This window comes from Furfurilactobacillus curtus, from assembly GCF_045862785.1.
Lineage (GTDB): Bacteria > Bacillota > Bacilli > Lactobacillales > Lactobacillaceae > Furfurilactobacillus > Furfurilactobacillus curtus.
In genome coordinates this window covers 371,127-387,345 of sequence record NZ_BQXO01000001.1, presented here as the reverse complement: position 1 = coordinate 387,345, position 16,219 = coordinate 371,127, and the positions used below count along the sequence as shown (strand labels likewise).

The window sequence follows — 16,219 nt, the reverse complement described above, 5'->3', positions numbered from 1 at the left end:
TTTAGTCAAGTAATTAAGGCTGATAATTCACCGTGTTGGTAAAATCAATTTGATGTGATTTACCCGTCTTAACCGTTTCGTCACCGCGTAAATTTTCACCACGTGAACCTAGTTTTGTGCGGACTGACTGCGGCTGATTAGTCCATGAGTTATTGGTCAAGTGGACACGATAAGCACCAGTCGGTAGGGGGTGCCCAGCGCTCGTTAACTTGCTAGAAGTAAAAGCGCCATGATTAACCTTGACCTGGTCACCTAGCACTAAGTCTTTTTGGCTAATGGTTACCCTTAATTGACTACGATCAGGTAAATTAGTGGTGCCATGAAGCCGGACATCGCCGTTATTGTCGACATTAAATGATAGTTTGGTTTTAGGGATGACCGTGGTGGTCTTATTTGTCGATAGCCACGATTGTCCGACGCTCTGGTTGGAAGAAGCTGGTGCTAAACCGGCGATCGTCCAAACGATGACGCACAGAATAGACAACCCCAGACTCAGCCAAACTTTTGTGTGGCGCTGCCAGGAGCCAAACCTAAAGATGACATAGACCCCAGCTGGAAAGAATAGCACGGTAAGGACAATGCCAAACCACGGTTCACGGTAGAATTGATTTGCTTGAATGTTCATGGTGACCTCCAAAATGTCATAACGACAGTATACCATGACGACTATCTGACTAGCAGTTCGGGCTGAATGATTCTTGTTGCGACTTGGAATCTACCCTCTGTGAACGTTAAAATTTGTTATAATCGGGATATCACAATTCAAAAGGACAGTCGTTATGAATGATTTGCAGCAATTGATCGAGCGACATCAATATACTGGTCGATTAGGAACGGCCTTCATTTACTCCATTTGTGTGTCCATTGCCTTAAACTTTTTCTGGAATCCTGGACACATTTATTCATCAGGAATTACTGGGGCGGCCCAGCTAGTGCACACATTATCAACGCGCTACCTAGGGGTTGATTTAGGTATCGGTGAGTTATTGTTTGCACTAAATATTCCTTTATTTATTTTAGCGTGGTTTAAAATTAGTCATCGGTTTACCTTTTTTACGGTCATTGCGGTCGGTTTGTCGACAATCATGATTCGTGTTCTGCATCCAGTGACATTAACGACCGATCCGATTATTTGTGCGATTTTTGGCGGCGCCGTTAATGGCTTTGGCACGGGGTTAGCATTACGTTATGGTATTTCGACTGGCGGATTAGACATCTTAGGGATTGTCATTCGCCGAGCTACCGGGCGTAAAATTGGGACAATCAACATGATGTTTAATGCATTCATCGTGATCGCTGCCGGCTTTGTCTTTGGCTGGCCGTATGCATTTTACTCTGCGATTGGTATCTTTATCAACGCACGGGTGATGGACATGGTCTATACTCGGCAACAACGTCTGCAAGTGATGATCATTACGGATCGTCCGAAAACGGTCATCGACTCTGTGCAACACCATATTCGTCGAGGGATCACGATCGTTCATGGGGCGGAAGGGGCATATCGGCACAATAAAAAAGCAATTTTGTTTACCGTGATCTCTGGTTACGAAGTTGGTGAATTACAAGAGGCGATCAACGAATCTGATCCCAAATCATTCGTATCGTTAAGTAACATTGAGCGAATTTTGGGGACCTTTTATGAGCCAAGGCTTTAATTAGGCTGAGCTAATACTTGGAAAATCCGTCTTGTTGAAAACAATTGCTAAAGGAGCAAAGATCAATGTTAGTTGGGTCACATGTCAGTATGAGTGGGCAAAAAATGTTGTTAGGGTCCGCTCAAGAAGCAGCAACGTATCATGCTAATACGTTTATGATTTACACCGGTGCACCACAGAACACTCGACGAAAAACTATTGATCAGTTGAATATTCCAGCTGGCAGAGCCTATATGGCTGAACATGATTTGGCGCATGTGGTCGTTCATGCGCCGTACATTGTCAACTTGGGCAATACATATAAGCCAGATAACTTTGCCTTTGCTGTGGAATTTCTTCGTGAAGAGGTTCGCCGTGCTGACGCAATTGGTGCCGAGCAAATTGTGTTACATCCGGGTGCACATGTTGGCGCTGGCCCATCCGTCGCGATTGCATCAATTAATAAAGGCTTGAATGAAATTCTCAGTCCGACTCAACAGGTGCAAATTGCGTTGGAAACAATGGCCGGCAAAGGCACAGAGGTTGGCGTATCATTTGACCAACTGGCTCAAATGATCGATGGTGTGACGTTAAATGATAAGTTGTCGATCTGTTTTGATACGTGTCATACAAGTGATGCAGGTTACGCAATTAAGGACGATTTTGATGCTGTCATTAATGACTTCGATCAAATCATTGGTTTGGATCGACTCAAAGTGGTCCATCTAAACGATTCGAAGAATCCGCAAGGTGCACATAAGGATCGACACGCTAATTTGGGTTATGGTATGATTGGGTTTGAACGTTTGAATGCGATTGCACATGATCCGCGTTTTGAAACGGTGCCCAAGATTATGGAAACGCCATACGTGGCGGTTGATCCAGAGCATAATCCTAAGGATAAACGCGCGCCGTATGGTTACGAAATTGCTGAGTTAAATGCGGGACAATTTAATAACCATTTAGTGACTGATATCGCAAATCAAGCGGATTTTACTGCTTTTCTCAAATAATTGAGCTTTTTAGGAATAATTGTTCGAGAATAATTGACGATTTAGACGGGTTTCTGTATAATCTTTTAAGGACAGTTAAGTGCACATTGTACAAAACCGTTACTAAACGCCCGAAGGGAGGGGATTTCACAATGGCAAAGACAGTTGTTCGCAAAAACGAATCCTTGGATGATGCTCTCCGGCGTTTCAAACGGACCGTTTCTAAGAACGGAACCCTTCAAGAATACCGTAAACGGGAATTCTATGAAAAGCCAAGCGTTAAGCGTAAGCTTAAGTCAGAGGCTGCTCGGAAGCGTAAAAACAAGAAGAGCCGGTTTTAATTAACCGTAAACGTCAGCTGCGGCTGGCGTTTTTTCATCGGTTGATTTTAAATTTTGAGGAGGTTATCGGTATGGCATTATTGACACAGTTGAATGATGACTTAAAGACAGCGATGAAGGCGAAGAATAAGATAGAATTAAATGTCGTTCGTTCATTGAAATCAGCGATTATGAACGAAAAAATTGAACTAGGTCATGATTTGAATGAAGATGAGGAAATCGCGGTTGTGGCCCGTGGCTTAAAGCAGCGCCGTGAATCACTAGATGAATTTGAACGAGCTGGTCGGCAAGATTTAATTGATGAGACTAAGGCTGAAATTACGATCGTCGAACGATACATGCCGGTTCAATTGACGGCCGCAGAGGTTAATGATGTGGTCAAACAAACAGCCGCAGAGGTTGGGGCAACCAGTCAAGCTGACTTTGGTAAGTTAATGGGAGCAGTTATGCCAAAGGTCAAGGGGAAAGCTGATGGGAAGCTTGTTAACGAGGCCGTTAAAAAATTGCTCCAAAACTAATTCTTGAAAATAAAGTCACTAAACGACCGTCAAAACACTGGCGGTCGTCTTTTTGGTTGGCTTTATGCTAAAATAAAACTTAGTATTAACGAATATGACGCGGTTAAGACCGCAAAGGAGCGAGACTTTTTTGGCAGAAAACCATTTTAAATTTGAACGCAGTTTTCGGTTGTCCACGCCGGATTTAGAAGCCGCATTAGTGGGCGCTAACGATGCTAATTTAAAAATGCTTGAGGAAGGCTTGAACGTCAATGTTCATCCATTTGGTGATTTGATTACGGTGGGTGGCGATCAAGAGACTCCCGTCAATCAAGCAATCGCCATTATCGACAATTTAGTCCAACTGATTAAACAAGGAATTACGCTGAATCGGACGGACATTGTATCAGCGATGACAATGGCTGAACGGGGGACATTAGAATATTTTCAGGACCTTTACAAGCAGACGTTAATTAAAGATGATCGTGGCCGATCAATTCGGGTGAAGAACTATGGTCAACGCCAATATGTTCAGTCGATTGGTCATAATGACATTACCTTTGGCATCGGGCCAGCTGGTACAGGAAAGACCTTTTTAGCTGTTGTGATGGCTGTGGCTGCGCTAAAACGAGGCGATGTGGAGAAGATTATTCTCACTCGGCCAGCTGTTGAAGCAGGCGAAAGCCTTGGCTTTTTGCCAGGTGATTTAAAAGAAAAGGTTGATCCTTATTTGCGCCCAATTTACGATGCACTTTACCAAATTTTGGGAGCGGAGCATACCCAACGGTTAGTAGATCGTGAAGTGATTGAAATTGCGCCACTGGCCTATATGCGTGGTCGTACCTTAGATTCAGCCTTTGTGATTTTGGATGAAGCACAAAATACGACAAATGCCCAAATGAAGATGTTTCTAACTCGTCTGGGCTTTGGTTCCAAGATGATCGTCAATGGAGATATTTCGCAAATTGACTTGCCAGGCCGAACGCATTCTGGATTAGTCGATGCCCAGAATCTTTTACAAAACATCGCGCATATTGGCTTTGTTACCTTTGACGCGGATGATGTGGTGCGCCATCCCGTTGTTGCAAGTATCATTAATGCCTATGATCGCCGCTCACAGCCTGATCAGCCAACAATGAAAGGATAATGATGGACTTAGAAATCTTTGATCACACAATCGATGGGGTCACTGAAGCGCACATGACATTAGTTCGCGATATATTGGCGGCGGCTGGTCGAGAACTCGATTTGCCTGATAATACTGAAATGTCGGTGACACTGATGAACAATCCCGAAATCAAACAAATTAATCAGCAGTATCGTGGTGTAGATAAGCCAACGGACGTGATTAGTTTTGCTATTGAAGAAGACCCCGACGACGAAGATGCGATTATTATGGATGACGCATTATTAGCTGAAATTCCTAAGAATATTGGGGATATCATGATTTCGGTAGATAAAGTTACCGATCAAGCAACGTATCTTGGCCATTCTTACGAACGAGAATTGGGCTTTTTACTCGTTCACGGCTTCCTTCACTTGAACGGTTACGACCACATGGACCCTGCTGACGAAAAAGTGATGTTTGATCTTCAAAGAAAGATACTGGATGATTATGGCCTCACCCGATAAACAGCAGACGCAAAAAAATCAGCATTTTAGTCAGGCATTGCGACATGCCATTGATGGGATTATGGATATTATTTATCATGAACCCAATATGCGTTATCACATGGTCTTTGCCGTGGGTGCGTTGCTAGTTGGTGTGATTTTACAAATCAGTCGCATGGATTGGCTGTGGATTACGTTAGCAATTTTTACAGTCATGCTGGCTGAGTTTGCCAATACAATCGCAGAGTCCTTAACCGATCTGATCACCCACGGTCGTTTTGATCCGCTAGCTAAACGAGTGAAAGATGTGGCTGCCGGGGCGGTGGTGGTTGCGGCGGTCTTCGCGATCATCACGGGAGCGTTAATTTTTGTCCCAAGACTGTGGGCACTTTTGGGCTAATCAATTAAAGGAGTACACCGAAGTTATGCAGGAACAAACGAAATTTCATTCAGGATTTGTCGCGATTGTTGGGCGACCTAACGTAGGTAAATCAACGTTTTTGAATCGGGTAGTTGGTCAAAAAGTTGCGATTATGAGTAATGTTGCGCAGACAACCCGGAATAAGATTCAGGGCATTTATACCACTGCTCAGGAACAAATTGTGTTCATTGATACGCCAGGAATTTTTAAACCAACGAGCAAGCTGGATGAGTTCATGGTCAATTCGGCAATTTCCACCTTAAATGAAGTCGATGCAGTTTTATTTATGGTTAATGCGGAACAAACGCGTGGCGCTGGTGATAACTATATTATTGATCGGTTAAAGATGATCAAGAAGCCGATTTATCTGGTGATTAATAAGATTGATCAAATTCACCCTGATAAGTTGCTTAGCATCGTTGACCAATATAAGGATGCCTTGAAGTGGCAAGAAGTTTATCCAATCTCAGCTTTACAAGGTAATAATGTCGATGAATTTTTACAGCAATTAGCCAGTGACTTGCCTGAGGGACCGCAATATTACCCAGATGATCAAGTTACAGATCATCCTGAGCGTTTTGTGGTCGCTGAGCTCGTTAGAGAAAAAGTTCTGCAGTTAACTCGCGACGAAGTGCCACATTCAGTGGCGGTTGAAGTCGAATCGATGAAACGGGAACGTCGTGGCGGCACGCGTAGCGATGGACAACCAAATGAATTAGTGCATATTTCGGCAACAATTATCGTCGATCGAACTTCACAAAAGGGCATCATTATTGGCAAGGGCGGTAAAATGTTGAAGGAAATTGGCACCCGTGCTCGTGCTGATATCGAACCACTGTTAGGTGACCGTGTTTTCTTAGAGTTGTGGGTCAAGGTCGTGCAACATTGGCGTGACAAGCCCTCTGCCTTACGAGAATATGGGTATAAATCGCAAGACTATTAATTCATTATTAGCTATCGAAACGGGCAGTGGTCGCCACGGCAACGTTTCGATTTTATTTTAGGTTAGTTGCCGGGAGGTGAAGACGATGACGACGTATCAAAATGTCGACTTTCATGGCATTGTCATGTATGCCAAAGATTACCGGGAACGTGATCAGCTGATTAAAATATTTACTGCTGAATACGGCAAAAAAATGTTTTTTGTTAAGGGAGCTAAACGCCGGGGCTTTCGTTTACACAGTGCGTTGTTACCGTTCACCCATGGCCACTACGTTGGGAGCCTTAATGATGACGGCCTCAGTTTTATCAACGCGGCTAAGCAAACGGCACAGTATGCAAGCGTCAATGATGAGATCGAAAAAAATGCTTATGGGACATATATTTTAAGCCTCATTGATGCAGCATTTCGAGACGGCCAATTGATTGAAAATTGGTATTTAAAAACTGATCGAGCGCTAACCCTTATTAACCAAGGTCTCGATCCACAAATTATTACCAATATTATTGAAATTCAACTCCTCTCAGCCTTTGGTGTGGCCCCCCAGTTACAACATTGCGCAATCTGTGGTCGGACGGATCTGCCCTTTGATTATTCAGAAAAATATGGTGGTTTAATCTGCGCTAATCATTTTGATCAAGATGAACATCGTTTACATCTTGACCAGCGCACGATTTTTTACTTGCGACAATTCTCACTAATTGATTTGGACAAAATCACGAAGATTGCTGTTTCGGATCGAACAAAACGCGGATTACGGATGGTGATTGATTTAATCTATGAAAATAGTGTCGGCTTACACCTACGAGCCAAACATTTCATCGATCAGATGGCTTCATGGGAAGACCAATTGATGCATGATCAGCAAGTATTGCGTCAACGTCGATCAAAGCCGACTTTGTCAGACAATCAGGATGATCAGACATAATTAGAATCGACTATTGTGGCTACGGGTTTAAATTGACAACGGCACGACGGATGCTTATGATGAAGGAGTTATTTAATTAAATCATGTTAACAGTGATCAAAAAGGGTTCTCGAGAAATGGTGCAGCGAGTCAGGGACAGTGGTAGCCTGATCCAAATTTCGAGTAATTGGCATTTTGGGAGTTAACTGAAATGAAGCTGCTCGAGTAATCGAGAAGTAGGGTGGAACCGCGTAATTTTTCACGTCCCTACATTGACAGGCTATCTGTCGATGTAGGGACGTTTTCTTTTCAACTCAACGATGCAATCCCTCCAGGGTCGTCATCAAATACACTTTAAGGAGCCATGTTATGGATAATCATGTGGATCAGAAGTTGTCTGTCCAACAAATCATTTTAACTTTGCAACAGTATTGGGCGGCGCAAGGCTGCATGCTCATGCAGGCTTATGATACGGAAAAAGGGGCTGGAACCATGAGCCCCTATACCTTTTTACGGGCAATTGGGCCAGAACCGTGGAATGCTGCCTATGTGGAGCCAAGTCGCCGGCCAGCAGATGGCCGTTACGGAGAGAACCCGAACCGGTTATATCAACATCATCAATTTCAAGTGTTAATGAAACCGGCGCCAGACAACATTCAAGATTTATATTTAAATAGTTTACGGGAACTGGGCATTGACCCCTTAGAACACGATATTCGATTTGTTGAAGACAACTGGGAGAATCCATCGATGGGGTGTGCTGGTGTTGGCTGGGAAGTTTGGCTTGACGGTATGGAAATTACCCAATTTACGTATTTCCAAATTGTCGGCGGGTTAGAAATGAACCCAGTGGCCGCCGAAGTTACTTACGGACTAGAACGATTATCGTCATATATTCAAGATGTCAATTCTGTGTTTGATTTGGAATGGAGCGATGGTGTTTTGTATGGCGATATTTTCAAAGAACCAGAATTTGAACATAGCAAATATTCGTTTGAAGAAAGCAATCAAACGATGTTATTGACCCTTTTTGATGATTTTGAAAAAGAAGCTCAAGCTAATTTAGCTAAAGGTTTGGTTCACCCCGCCTATGATTATATTTTAAAGTGTTCGCATACCTTTAATTTATTGGACGCTCGTGGGGCAGTCTCGGTCACGGAACGAGCAGGCTATCTGAGCCGTATTCGTAATATGGCGCGCAGTGTGGCTAAAACGTTTGTCAATGAACGAGCCAAACGTGGTTTCCCGCTCATTAAAGATGAAGAAAAGCGTACCCAATTAGTCGAAGCTTGGGAAAAGCGGCAGGCTAAACAAGCTGCCCGTCAGCGGAAACAGGAGGCCAAGTAAACATGATGACACATGACTTTTTATTAGAAATTGGGTTAGAAGAAATTCCGGCTCACGTTGTCACGCCTAGTATTAATCAATTAGTTGAACGAACAACAGCGTTTTTAACTGAGCAACGAATGACGTTCACTGAGATTACCCCGTTCTCTACGCCACGACGGCTGGCTGTTTTGGTTAGTGGCTTGGCAGATCAACAGCCAGATATTGATGAAGAAGTCAAAGGACCAGCAAAAAAGATTGCCCAAGATGACGATGGTCAATGGACCAAGGCGGCTCAAGGATTCGTCCGTGGACAAGGGGCGACTACCGACGATATCACGTTTAAATCGATTAAAGGCGAGGACTATGTCTTTGTGACTAAGCATGAAAGCGGTGCGCCAGTCGCTGAAGTGTTGGCAGGGATGAAGGACGTGATCACTGCCATGACCTTTCCGACGATGATGAAGTGGGGACACAGCCACAAGTTTCAATATGTACGCCCCATTCGCTGGCTAGTTGCGTTACTAGATGAACAAGTGTTGCCTTTTGATTTATTGAATTTAACGACCGGTCGTACAACGCAAGGCCATCGTTTCTTGGGCCATGAAGTTGAATTAACACAGGCTACAGACTACGAGAACGCACTAGCTGACGTGTTTGTCATCGCTGATGCTGCTAAACGTAAGCAACAGATTCGCGAACAGATTCAACAACTAGCGATGACCCACGAGTGGACCGTTGCGGTTGACGAGAATTTACTGGAAGAGGTTAATAATTTGGTCGAATGGCCGACAGCCTTTGCCGGTCAATTCGCCGAAAAATATTTAACGATCCCAGATGAAGTGTTGATCACTTCGATGCGTGATCACCAACGTTTTTTCCATGTTCAAAGTCAATCTGGGCAGTTATTGCCAAATTTTGTTTCTGTAAGAAATGGGAATACTAACTATTTGGACAACGTGATCGCTGGCAATGAAAAAGTGTTAACAGCGCGTTTAGAAGACGCTATGTTCTTCTACCAAGAAGATCAAAAGCATGAGATTGACTTTTATGTCCAAAAATTAGCTGGGGTTAGCTTTCACGATAAAATTGGTTCAATGACTGAACATATGAAGCGTGTCGGAATTATGGCACAACTCATTGGCCGTCGGGTGGGATTGACGGAAACTGAGTTAGCGGACCTACAACGGGCCAGTGATATTTACAAGTTTGATTTAGTCACCGGTATGGTGGGTGAATTTGCTGAACTTCAAGGTGTGATGGGCGAGAAGTATGCACTCTTGTTTGGTGAACGGCCAGCGGTGGCGCAGGCGATTCGTGAGCATTACGAGCCGGTTTCGGCAGAAGGTCAATTGCCTCAATCAAATGTCGGCGCTGTTTTAGCGATTGCCGATAAATTCGATAGCATTATGACATTCTTTGCTGCACAGATGATTCCAAACGGTTCTAATGATCCTTATGCGCTGCGCCGACAGGCTTTTGGTATCGTACGGATTCTGCATGATCGCGGTTGGCATGTACCATTAGTGAAAATGAGTCGTGAATTCGAAGCAGCATTGACTCAGCAACATGCCCAGCTGAGTCCTGAGTTGATGGCTAATTTAGCTGACGGGCGCACTAAGATTCAGCAGTTTATGCAAGATCGAGTTCGTCAATGGTTTAGTAATCGAAACATTCGACACGACATCGTCGAAGCGGCTACTAATGCTGATACCTCAGATGTTGAAACGATGATGGATGACGCCGCTGTTCTCCTCAACCATCTTCAAGACGGTGACTTTAAGGACGTTGTCGAAGCACTGAATCGGGTCACCCGGTTAGCTCAATCCGTCATAAAACAAACTGATTTTCCGGTTGATCCAAGTCTATTTGAGAATGATGCAGAGCAGCACTTATATGATGCTGTCAATGATATTTCCGGTCATTTTGATCAGCAGAGTCGTGAAGACAATTATCAGTCGCTGGCTCAGTTACGTCCACTGATTAACGCTTACTTTGAGGCAACAATGGTAATGGTTGATGACGCTGCGGTACGGCAGAATCGCCTAAACCAATTAGCGCGTTTGACTAAATTGACGTTGCAATTAGGTGATTTAAATCAATTGGTCGTGAAATAGATCATTTAAATTTAACCAGACTAAGCTAACAAAGCAGATGCCATCTTATCTTGGCTTCTGCTTTGTTTGTAATCACGATCCTTGTACATTAAACTCAAATTGACTTATATGTGAAGGAGGCCTTAATTGTGTTGTCGATTAAGCGAATCTATGCACCAATTAGTGCAGATGATGGTGAACGGATTTTTGTCGATCGATTGTGGGCCAGAGGAATCAGTAAGGAGAAAGCCAAATTGACCGACTGGGTGAAGACGATCGCCCCGTCTACTGAAGTGCGTCAGCGTTTTGGTCACGATCCAGGGGGCTTTCCAACATTTAAACAGGCTTATGACACTGAATTAGATGAAAACCCACAAACGCCAGCCTTTATCGAACGGATCAAGGCCGGACTTGGCCGGGGGAATGTGACGCTGGTTTACGGGGCGAAAGATGAACAACACAACAATGCCGTCGTCTTGCTGACGTATCTACAGGATCACTTGACAAAATAATTTAATATCTCGGACTTAACAGACACCAAGCAAAATACTGTACATTGCCGGAACAGCGTGTATAATAATCATTGTGTGTAAGTAGGTCTATTTTGAGTCGCATTTTTTGCTTCGCGTAACGAGGATGTTCACGATGTCGGAAAGTGCGTCTTTTTACGCTTCGTGAGCGTGAATGGAGGTGACGAGATGGCAACAAGAATTCCAGAAGAAATCATCGAAAATGTCCGCACCTCAGTCAATATTGCCGATATTATTGGACAAACAGTTCAATTAAAAAAATCGGGAAAAAATTTATTTGGGTTATGTCCGTTTCACGAAGAGCGAACACCATCATTTTCCGTGAATGAAGAAAAACAAATTTTTCACTGTTTTAGTTGTGGCCGCGGTGGCAATGTTTTTAAATTTTTGATGGAACTCAATAATATCAGCTTTCCTGAGGCCGTGCTTCAGGTGGCTGATGAAGCTAACATCACCATTGCCGATGAGTATCAGCATCCTGATGCGGGCCAGCTCAATTCTGAAGTTGGTCAGTTAATTGGACTTTACGAGGATGCCGCTAAACTCTACCATCACGTGTTGATGAACACTCAGGTTGGCGAAGCAGCACTGACCTATCTGCATCAGCGTGGCTTGACGGATGAAATTCTCAATACGTTTAATATCGGTTTTGCACCAACTGAAGGCTTACTAAAACCACTCTTTGAAGAGCGCCATGTGGATTATCAACTGTTGCGCACGTCTGGGTTGTTTATCGAAAATCAAGATGGCCAATTACGTGATCGTTTCAGTGGTCGCGTCATGTTTGCGATTCGTAATGGCAGCGGCAAAGTGATTGCTTTTTCAGGGCGCCTGTTAGTGAAGGATCCGGATGCACCCAAATATCTCAATAGTCCAGAAACCAAGATCTTTCATAAAAGTGAAACGTTGTTTAACTTTGACTTGGCAAAGCGAGAAATTCGTAAGGCTGATGCGGTTATTTTATTCGAGGGTTTTATGGATGTGATTGCCGCTTATTCAGCCGGAATCAAGAATGGCATCGCATCAATGGGGACCAGTTTAACAACGGAACAAATTAGCATCTTACAACGGGTTGCACAGACATTGTACGTCTCTTATGACGGCGATGATGCAGGTCAAAATGCCACACACCGAGCGCTATCATTGATTGGCTCACATAGTAATATGCAGTTGGGCGTCATTCAGATGCCTGAAGGGTTGGACCCAGATGAGTATCTACGAAAATACGATGCCACTCAGTTTCGCGCTGTATACGAAGGCGCTAAGGAAACACCAGTCGGGTTCGCCTTACGATTTCTCGCTCGAAATCGTAATCTAGATAATCAGAGCGATCAATTAAGCTATATTAATGAAGTGCTTAAGATTGTTGCTGGTGTGAATGCCCCGGTTGAGCGAGATTTGTATCTGAATCAACTTGCAACTCGTTTTAACTTGGACAAAGCATCTTTACAGCAACAGCTTGCAGATGTTAGTCAGAATCAGGCGCCGATCCCAGTTGCCGGACAAGCGTCGGCGACCGCGGCGCCACAAAAAGTCGTTACCTATCAAGTACCTAAATTAGATCAAGTTGAACGGGCCGAGCAATTGTTGTTACAGCGTTTGCTGACTGATCAAAGTGTTTGGCTCCATGTGACGGCCGATGCTGAGTTTCACTTTGTTCATGATGCTTATCAGACGCTATTCCTGTTGGCTCAGGGTTATAAACAAACCCATCCCGATCTACAAATCGCTGGCTTTCTCGATTATGTCAATGATGCAGACCTCGAGCAAACACTAATCAACGTGACCGAACAGCCTGTGTTTGACCGTAACGACTTAACGGATGTAGATGATTGCATTCAGATCATTATGAATCAAGCGCCGATTGATGAGGCCATCCGTCAAAAGAATATCGCCATGGCTGAGGCCAAACGTTTAAATAACCGTGATTTACAGAATCAGCTGACATTAGAACTGATTCAGTTGTATAAACAAAAACAAGCTTTGAAACAAGCTTGATTTTTTAAAAATTCGGTGTAAACTAATTGTTTTGCTGGATAGCGAATATAAGGGGGACCTTGCATGTCTGAAAAGCAAGAAACAACCAAAGCATTTGATGAAAAAGGTTATACTAAAGCAGTCAACGCTTTAATTAAGGATCATAAAAAGGCTAAAGAAGTTCAGTATGATGACTTGCAGACGAAGCTGGTGACACCGTTTAAGTTGGATGCTGACCAGATCGATGATTTAATGCAAAAGGTTGAGGATGCTGGTATCGGTGTTGTTGATGAGAACGGCGACCCATCCGAACATGCTTTAAAAAATAAGAAAAGTGATGTTTCTGCAAAAGAGCTGAAGGCTAGTGATGCGGCTCCATCCGGTGTTAAAATCAACGACCCGGTTCGGATGTATTTGAAAGAAATTGGTCGTGTGCCGTTGCTATCGGCGGATGAAGAAGTTGCCTTAGCTTTGCGGATCGAGCAAGGTGATGAAGAGGCCAAGCAGGAATTAGCTGAAGCTAACTTACGATTAGTTGTGTCCATTGCCAAGCGGTATGTCGGTCGCGGCATGCAGTTCTTGGATCTGATTCAAGAAGGTAACATGGGGTTGATGAAAGCCGTTGAGAAGTTTGATTACCGAAAGGGATTCAAATTCTCGACTTATGCGACATGGTGGATTCGTCAGGCGATTACCCGTGCCATTGCGGATCAGGCTCGCACAATTCGGATCCCCGTTCACATGGTTGAGACGATCAACAAATTGATTCGGATTCAGCGACAATTGTTGCAAGATTTAGGACGGGAGCCAATTCCTGAAGAAATCGGTGCCGAAATGGATATGCCGACGGATAAGGTTCGTGAAATCTTGAAGATTGCCCAAGAACCAGTTTCATTAGAAACGCCAATTGGTGAGGAAGATGATTCTCACTTGGGCGACTTCATTGAAGATCAAGATGCGACGTCACCGGCTGACCATGCTGCTTATGAGTTACTCAAAGAGCAATTGGAAAGTGTGCTTGACACACTAACTGATCGGGAAGAAAACGTTTTACGATTACGCTTTGGGCTAGATGATGGTCGGACGCGAACTTTAGAAGAAGTTGGTAAAGTCTTTGGCGTTACTCGTGAACGAATTCGGCAGATTGAAGCGAAAGCGTTGCGCAAATTACGCCATCCAAGTCGATCTAAACAACTGAAAGATTTCCTGGAATAATCAAAAATTAGCATTACAATTTGATCGTACCCACTGCTTTGTTGGCAGTGGGCTTTTTTTGTTCAACGATACCAAAATTTTGGCTACTATAAAAAGATTAGTTTAAAAACTTATTCGGCTACGTTGGATTCTCATCCGTTTACTGGTTAACCTTGGTATACTAAGTTAGTAAAGCTAGATTTGAGAGGAGTTACCTTATGGATGCAAACCATCTATCAAAACGGTTAGCCGCGGTCGCTAAGCGAGTGCCAGATCAAGCAAGGTTAGCAGATATTGGATCTGATCACGCTTACTTACCCGTTTTTTTAGCCAAACAACACCGAATTCAATGGGCCATTGCCGGCGAGGTTGTCGCCGGTCCTTTTGAAAATGCTCGTTCAGAAATTGTCAGCCAAGGGTTAACTGAGCAAATTGAGGCTCGCTTGGGCGATGGTCTGGCAGTCATCAATCCGCAAGATCAGTTGGATACCATCGTGATTGCTGGCATGGGTGGTACACTGATTAGTGATATTTTGACGCGTGGATGGCAAAAGTTATCTGGCAGTGAAAGATTAATCTTGCAGCCTAATGTTGGTGAGGCGCATTTAAGGCAATGGCTGGTCCAACATCAGTATCGAATCACCAGTGAAGAAATTCTCAAAGATGAAGGTCATATTTATGAAATTATTATGGCGGTTAAGATGGCTGCGCCGGTCCATTTAACGGACCAACAGATTCAATTTGGCCCTCAGCTATTAGCGCAACCTAACACCGCTTTTGTTGAAAAATGGCAACATGAATTAGCACGGCGACAACGCGTGTTAGCTTCATTGAAGCAAGCTCATCATGTGCCTGCTGAGAAGGTTACGATGCTGACAGAAACAATTGCTTCGATTAAGGAGGTTTTGGCCCATGCGCGCACAAAAGTTAATTGATCAATTTGAACAATTTGCACCCTTAAATTATCGAGAGGCTGGTGACCCAACTGGTTTTCAAATTGGTGATCGCCAGGCAGACATTCATAGAGTGATGACTACCTTAGATGTCCGTCCGGAAGTCGTCGACGAGGCGATTGAACAACGGGTCGACTTCATTTTTGCACATCATCCAGTTATGTTTCGGTCAGCCCAAAATTTAGACTTTACGGCTGATCCTCAGCTTGCTATGTATGGCAAACTTATCGAGCACCATATCGTGGTTTATGCAGCTCATACGAATCTTGATAATGCGCCAGGCGGCATGAATGATTGGTTATCTGAGCAGCTTAATTTGCAGCAGGTGACCAGTTGGTTGCCAAATCCAACCTTTCCAGAAGTTTCCATGGGTCGAGTTGGGCAGCTGGCCAAGCCACAGAGTGTGATTGACTTTGCCCAATATTGCAAAGCACGGTTTAATTTAACAGGGTTACGCGTAATTTCACATGAACCAGATCGTTTGGTGAAAAAAGTCGCTATTTTAGGTGGTGACGGAGGTAAATTCTTTCGCGAAGCGCAGGCTACAGGTGCTGATGTCTATGTGACGGGAGATGTTTATTATCATACAGGACACGACATGTTGGCCGCCGGTCTGTCAGTTGTTGATCCTGGGCACCACATTGAGGCGATTTGTATTCCCAAGCTAGCGGCGTTGTTACAGCACTGGTCGCAGCAAAAGCAGTGGGGCATTGAAGTTGTTGAATCGCAGCCAAATACCGATCCGTTTACTTTTGTGTAAGCGGATTAAATCGAGTACACTAAGACTATTAAAGACGAGG

Annotated in this window: 17 protein-coding genes; 16 read left to right on the top strand and 1 reads right to left on the bottom strand. The window is 43.9% G+C overall.

Features of this window, described 5'->3' with window-relative positions:
• Positions 1–13 precede the first annotated feature (13 nt).
• On the bottom strand, positions 14–625 hold the full coding sequence (locus ACKTR2_RS02070) for a hypothetical protein (RefSeq protein WP_407882368.1): 612 nt from the start codon (positions 623–625) through the stop codon (positions 14–16).
• 154 nt (positions 626–779) lie between these two features.
• Between ACKTR2_RS02070 and ACKTR2_RS02065 the strand changes: the two genes are divergently transcribed.
• The 16 genes from ACKTR2_RS02065 (at position 780) to ACKTR2_RS01990 (ending at position 16,179) form a co-directional block, all read left to right on the top strand.
• Positions 780–1,655 (top strand): YitT family protein, encoded by an 876-nt coding sequence (locus ACKTR2_RS02065; protein ID WP_407882367.1) that lies wholly within the window; start codon positions 780–782, stop codon positions 1,653–1,655.
• Between the two features lie 65 nt (positions 1,656–1,720).
• The gene (locus ACKTR2_RS02060) at positions 1,721–2,647 is read left to right on the top strand and encodes a deoxyribonuclease IV (RefSeq protein ID WP_407882366.1); all 927 of its coding nucleotides are present in this window, start codon (positions 1,721–1,723) and stop codon (positions 2,645–2,647) included.
• Positions 2,648–2,778: 131 nt separating this feature from the next.
• The gene (gene rpsU / locus ACKTR2_RS02055; protein WP_017261952.1) at positions 2,779–2,967 is read left to right on the top strand and encodes a 30S ribosomal protein S21; all 189 of its coding nucleotides are present in this window, start codon (positions 2,779–2,781) and stop codon (positions 2,965–2,967) included.
• A gap of 71 nt (positions 2,968–3,038) precedes the next feature.
• Positions 3,039–3,485 (top strand): GatB/YqeY domain-containing protein, encoded by a 447-nt coding sequence (locus ACKTR2_RS02050; RefSeq protein ID WP_407882365.1) that lies wholly within the window; start codon positions 3,039–3,041, stop codon positions 3,483–3,485.
• Positions 3,486–3,579: 94 nt separating this feature from the next.
• The gene (locus tag ACKTR2_RS02045) at positions 3,580–4,611 is read left to right on the top strand and encodes a PhoH family protein (RefSeq protein WP_407882364.1); all 1,032 of its coding nucleotides are present in this window, start codon (positions 3,580–3,582) and stop codon (positions 4,609–4,611) included.
• 2 nt (positions 4,612–4,613) lie between these two features.
• Positions 4,614–5,096, top strand: coding sequence for an rRNA maturation RNase YbeY (gene ybeY, locus ACKTR2_RS02040; protein WP_407882576.1), 483 nt, complete (start codon positions 4,614–4,616; stop codon positions 5,094–5,096).
• Positions 5,074–5,475 carry a diacylglycerol kinase family protein gene (locus tag ACKTR2_RS02035; protein ID WP_407882363.1) on the top strand — a complete coding sequence of 134 codons (402 nt, stop codon included), beginning with the start codon at positions 5,074–5,076 and terminating at the stop codon, positions 5,473–5,475. Before ybeY ends, ACKTR2_RS02035 begins: the two co-directional genes overlap by 23 nt.
• A gap of 25 nt (positions 5,476–5,500) precedes the next feature.
• Positions 5,501–6,439 carry a GTPase Era gene (gene era / locus ACKTR2_RS02030; protein ID WP_407882362.1) on the top strand — a complete coding sequence of 313 codons (939 nt, stop codon included), beginning with the start codon at positions 5,501–5,503 and terminating at the stop codon, positions 6,437–6,439.
• Positions 6,440–6,524: 85 nt separating this feature from the next.
• On the top strand, positions 6,525–7,364 hold the full coding sequence (gene recO, locus ACKTR2_RS02025; protein ID WP_407882361.1) for a DNA repair protein RecO: 840 nt from the start codon (positions 6,525–6,527) through the stop codon (positions 7,362–7,364).
• A 360-nt stretch (positions 7,365–7,724) separates the two neighbouring features.
• The gene (glyQ, locus tag ACKTR2_RS02020; protein ID WP_407882575.1) at positions 7,725–8,690 is read left to right on the top strand and encodes a glycine--tRNA ligase subunit alpha; all 966 of its coding nucleotides are present in this window, start codon (positions 7,725–7,727) and stop codon (positions 8,688–8,690) included.
• A gap of 5 nt (positions 8,691–8,695) precedes the next feature.
• A complete protein-coding gene (glyS, locus tag ACKTR2_RS02015) occupies positions 8,696–10,786 on the top strand; it encodes a glycine--tRNA ligase subunit beta (protein WP_407882574.1) in 2,091 nt (696 codons plus the stop codon).
• Positions 10,787–10,911: 125 nt separating this feature from the next.
• Positions 10,912–11,277 carry a DUF488 domain-containing protein gene (locus tag ACKTR2_RS02010; protein WP_407882573.1) on the top strand — a complete coding sequence of 122 codons (366 nt, stop codon included), beginning with the start codon at positions 10,912–10,914 and terminating at the stop codon, positions 11,275–11,277.
• A 186-nt stretch (positions 11,278–11,463) separates the two neighbouring features.
• Entirely contained in the window at positions 11,464–13,293 is a 1,830-nt protein-coding gene (dnaG, locus tag ACKTR2_RS02005; RefSeq protein WP_407882360.1) for a DNA primase, read from the top strand.
• 63 nt (positions 13,294–13,356) lie between these two features.
• Positions 13,357–14,487, top strand: a complete 1,131-nt coding sequence (rpoD, locus tag ACKTR2_RS02000) for an RNA polymerase sigma factor RpoD (RefSeq protein ID WP_407882359.1) — start codon at positions 13,357–13,359, stop codon at positions 14,485–14,487.
• Positions 14,488–14,684: 197 nt separating this feature from the next.
• The gene (locus ACKTR2_RS01995) at positions 14,685–15,401 is read left to right on the top strand and encodes a tRNA (adenine(22)-N(1))-methyltransferase (protein ID WP_407882358.1); all 717 of its coding nucleotides are present in this window, start codon (positions 14,685–14,687) and stop codon (positions 15,399–15,401) included.
• Entirely contained in the window at positions 15,379–16,179 is an 801-nt protein-coding gene (locus ACKTR2_RS01990) for a Nif3-like dinuclear metal center hexameric protein (RefSeq protein WP_407882357.1), read from the top strand. The genes ACKTR2_RS01995 and ACKTR2_RS01990 overlap by 23 nt, the downstream gene beginning before the upstream one ends.
• The last annotated feature ends 40 nt before the right edge of the window (positions 16,180–16,219 follow it).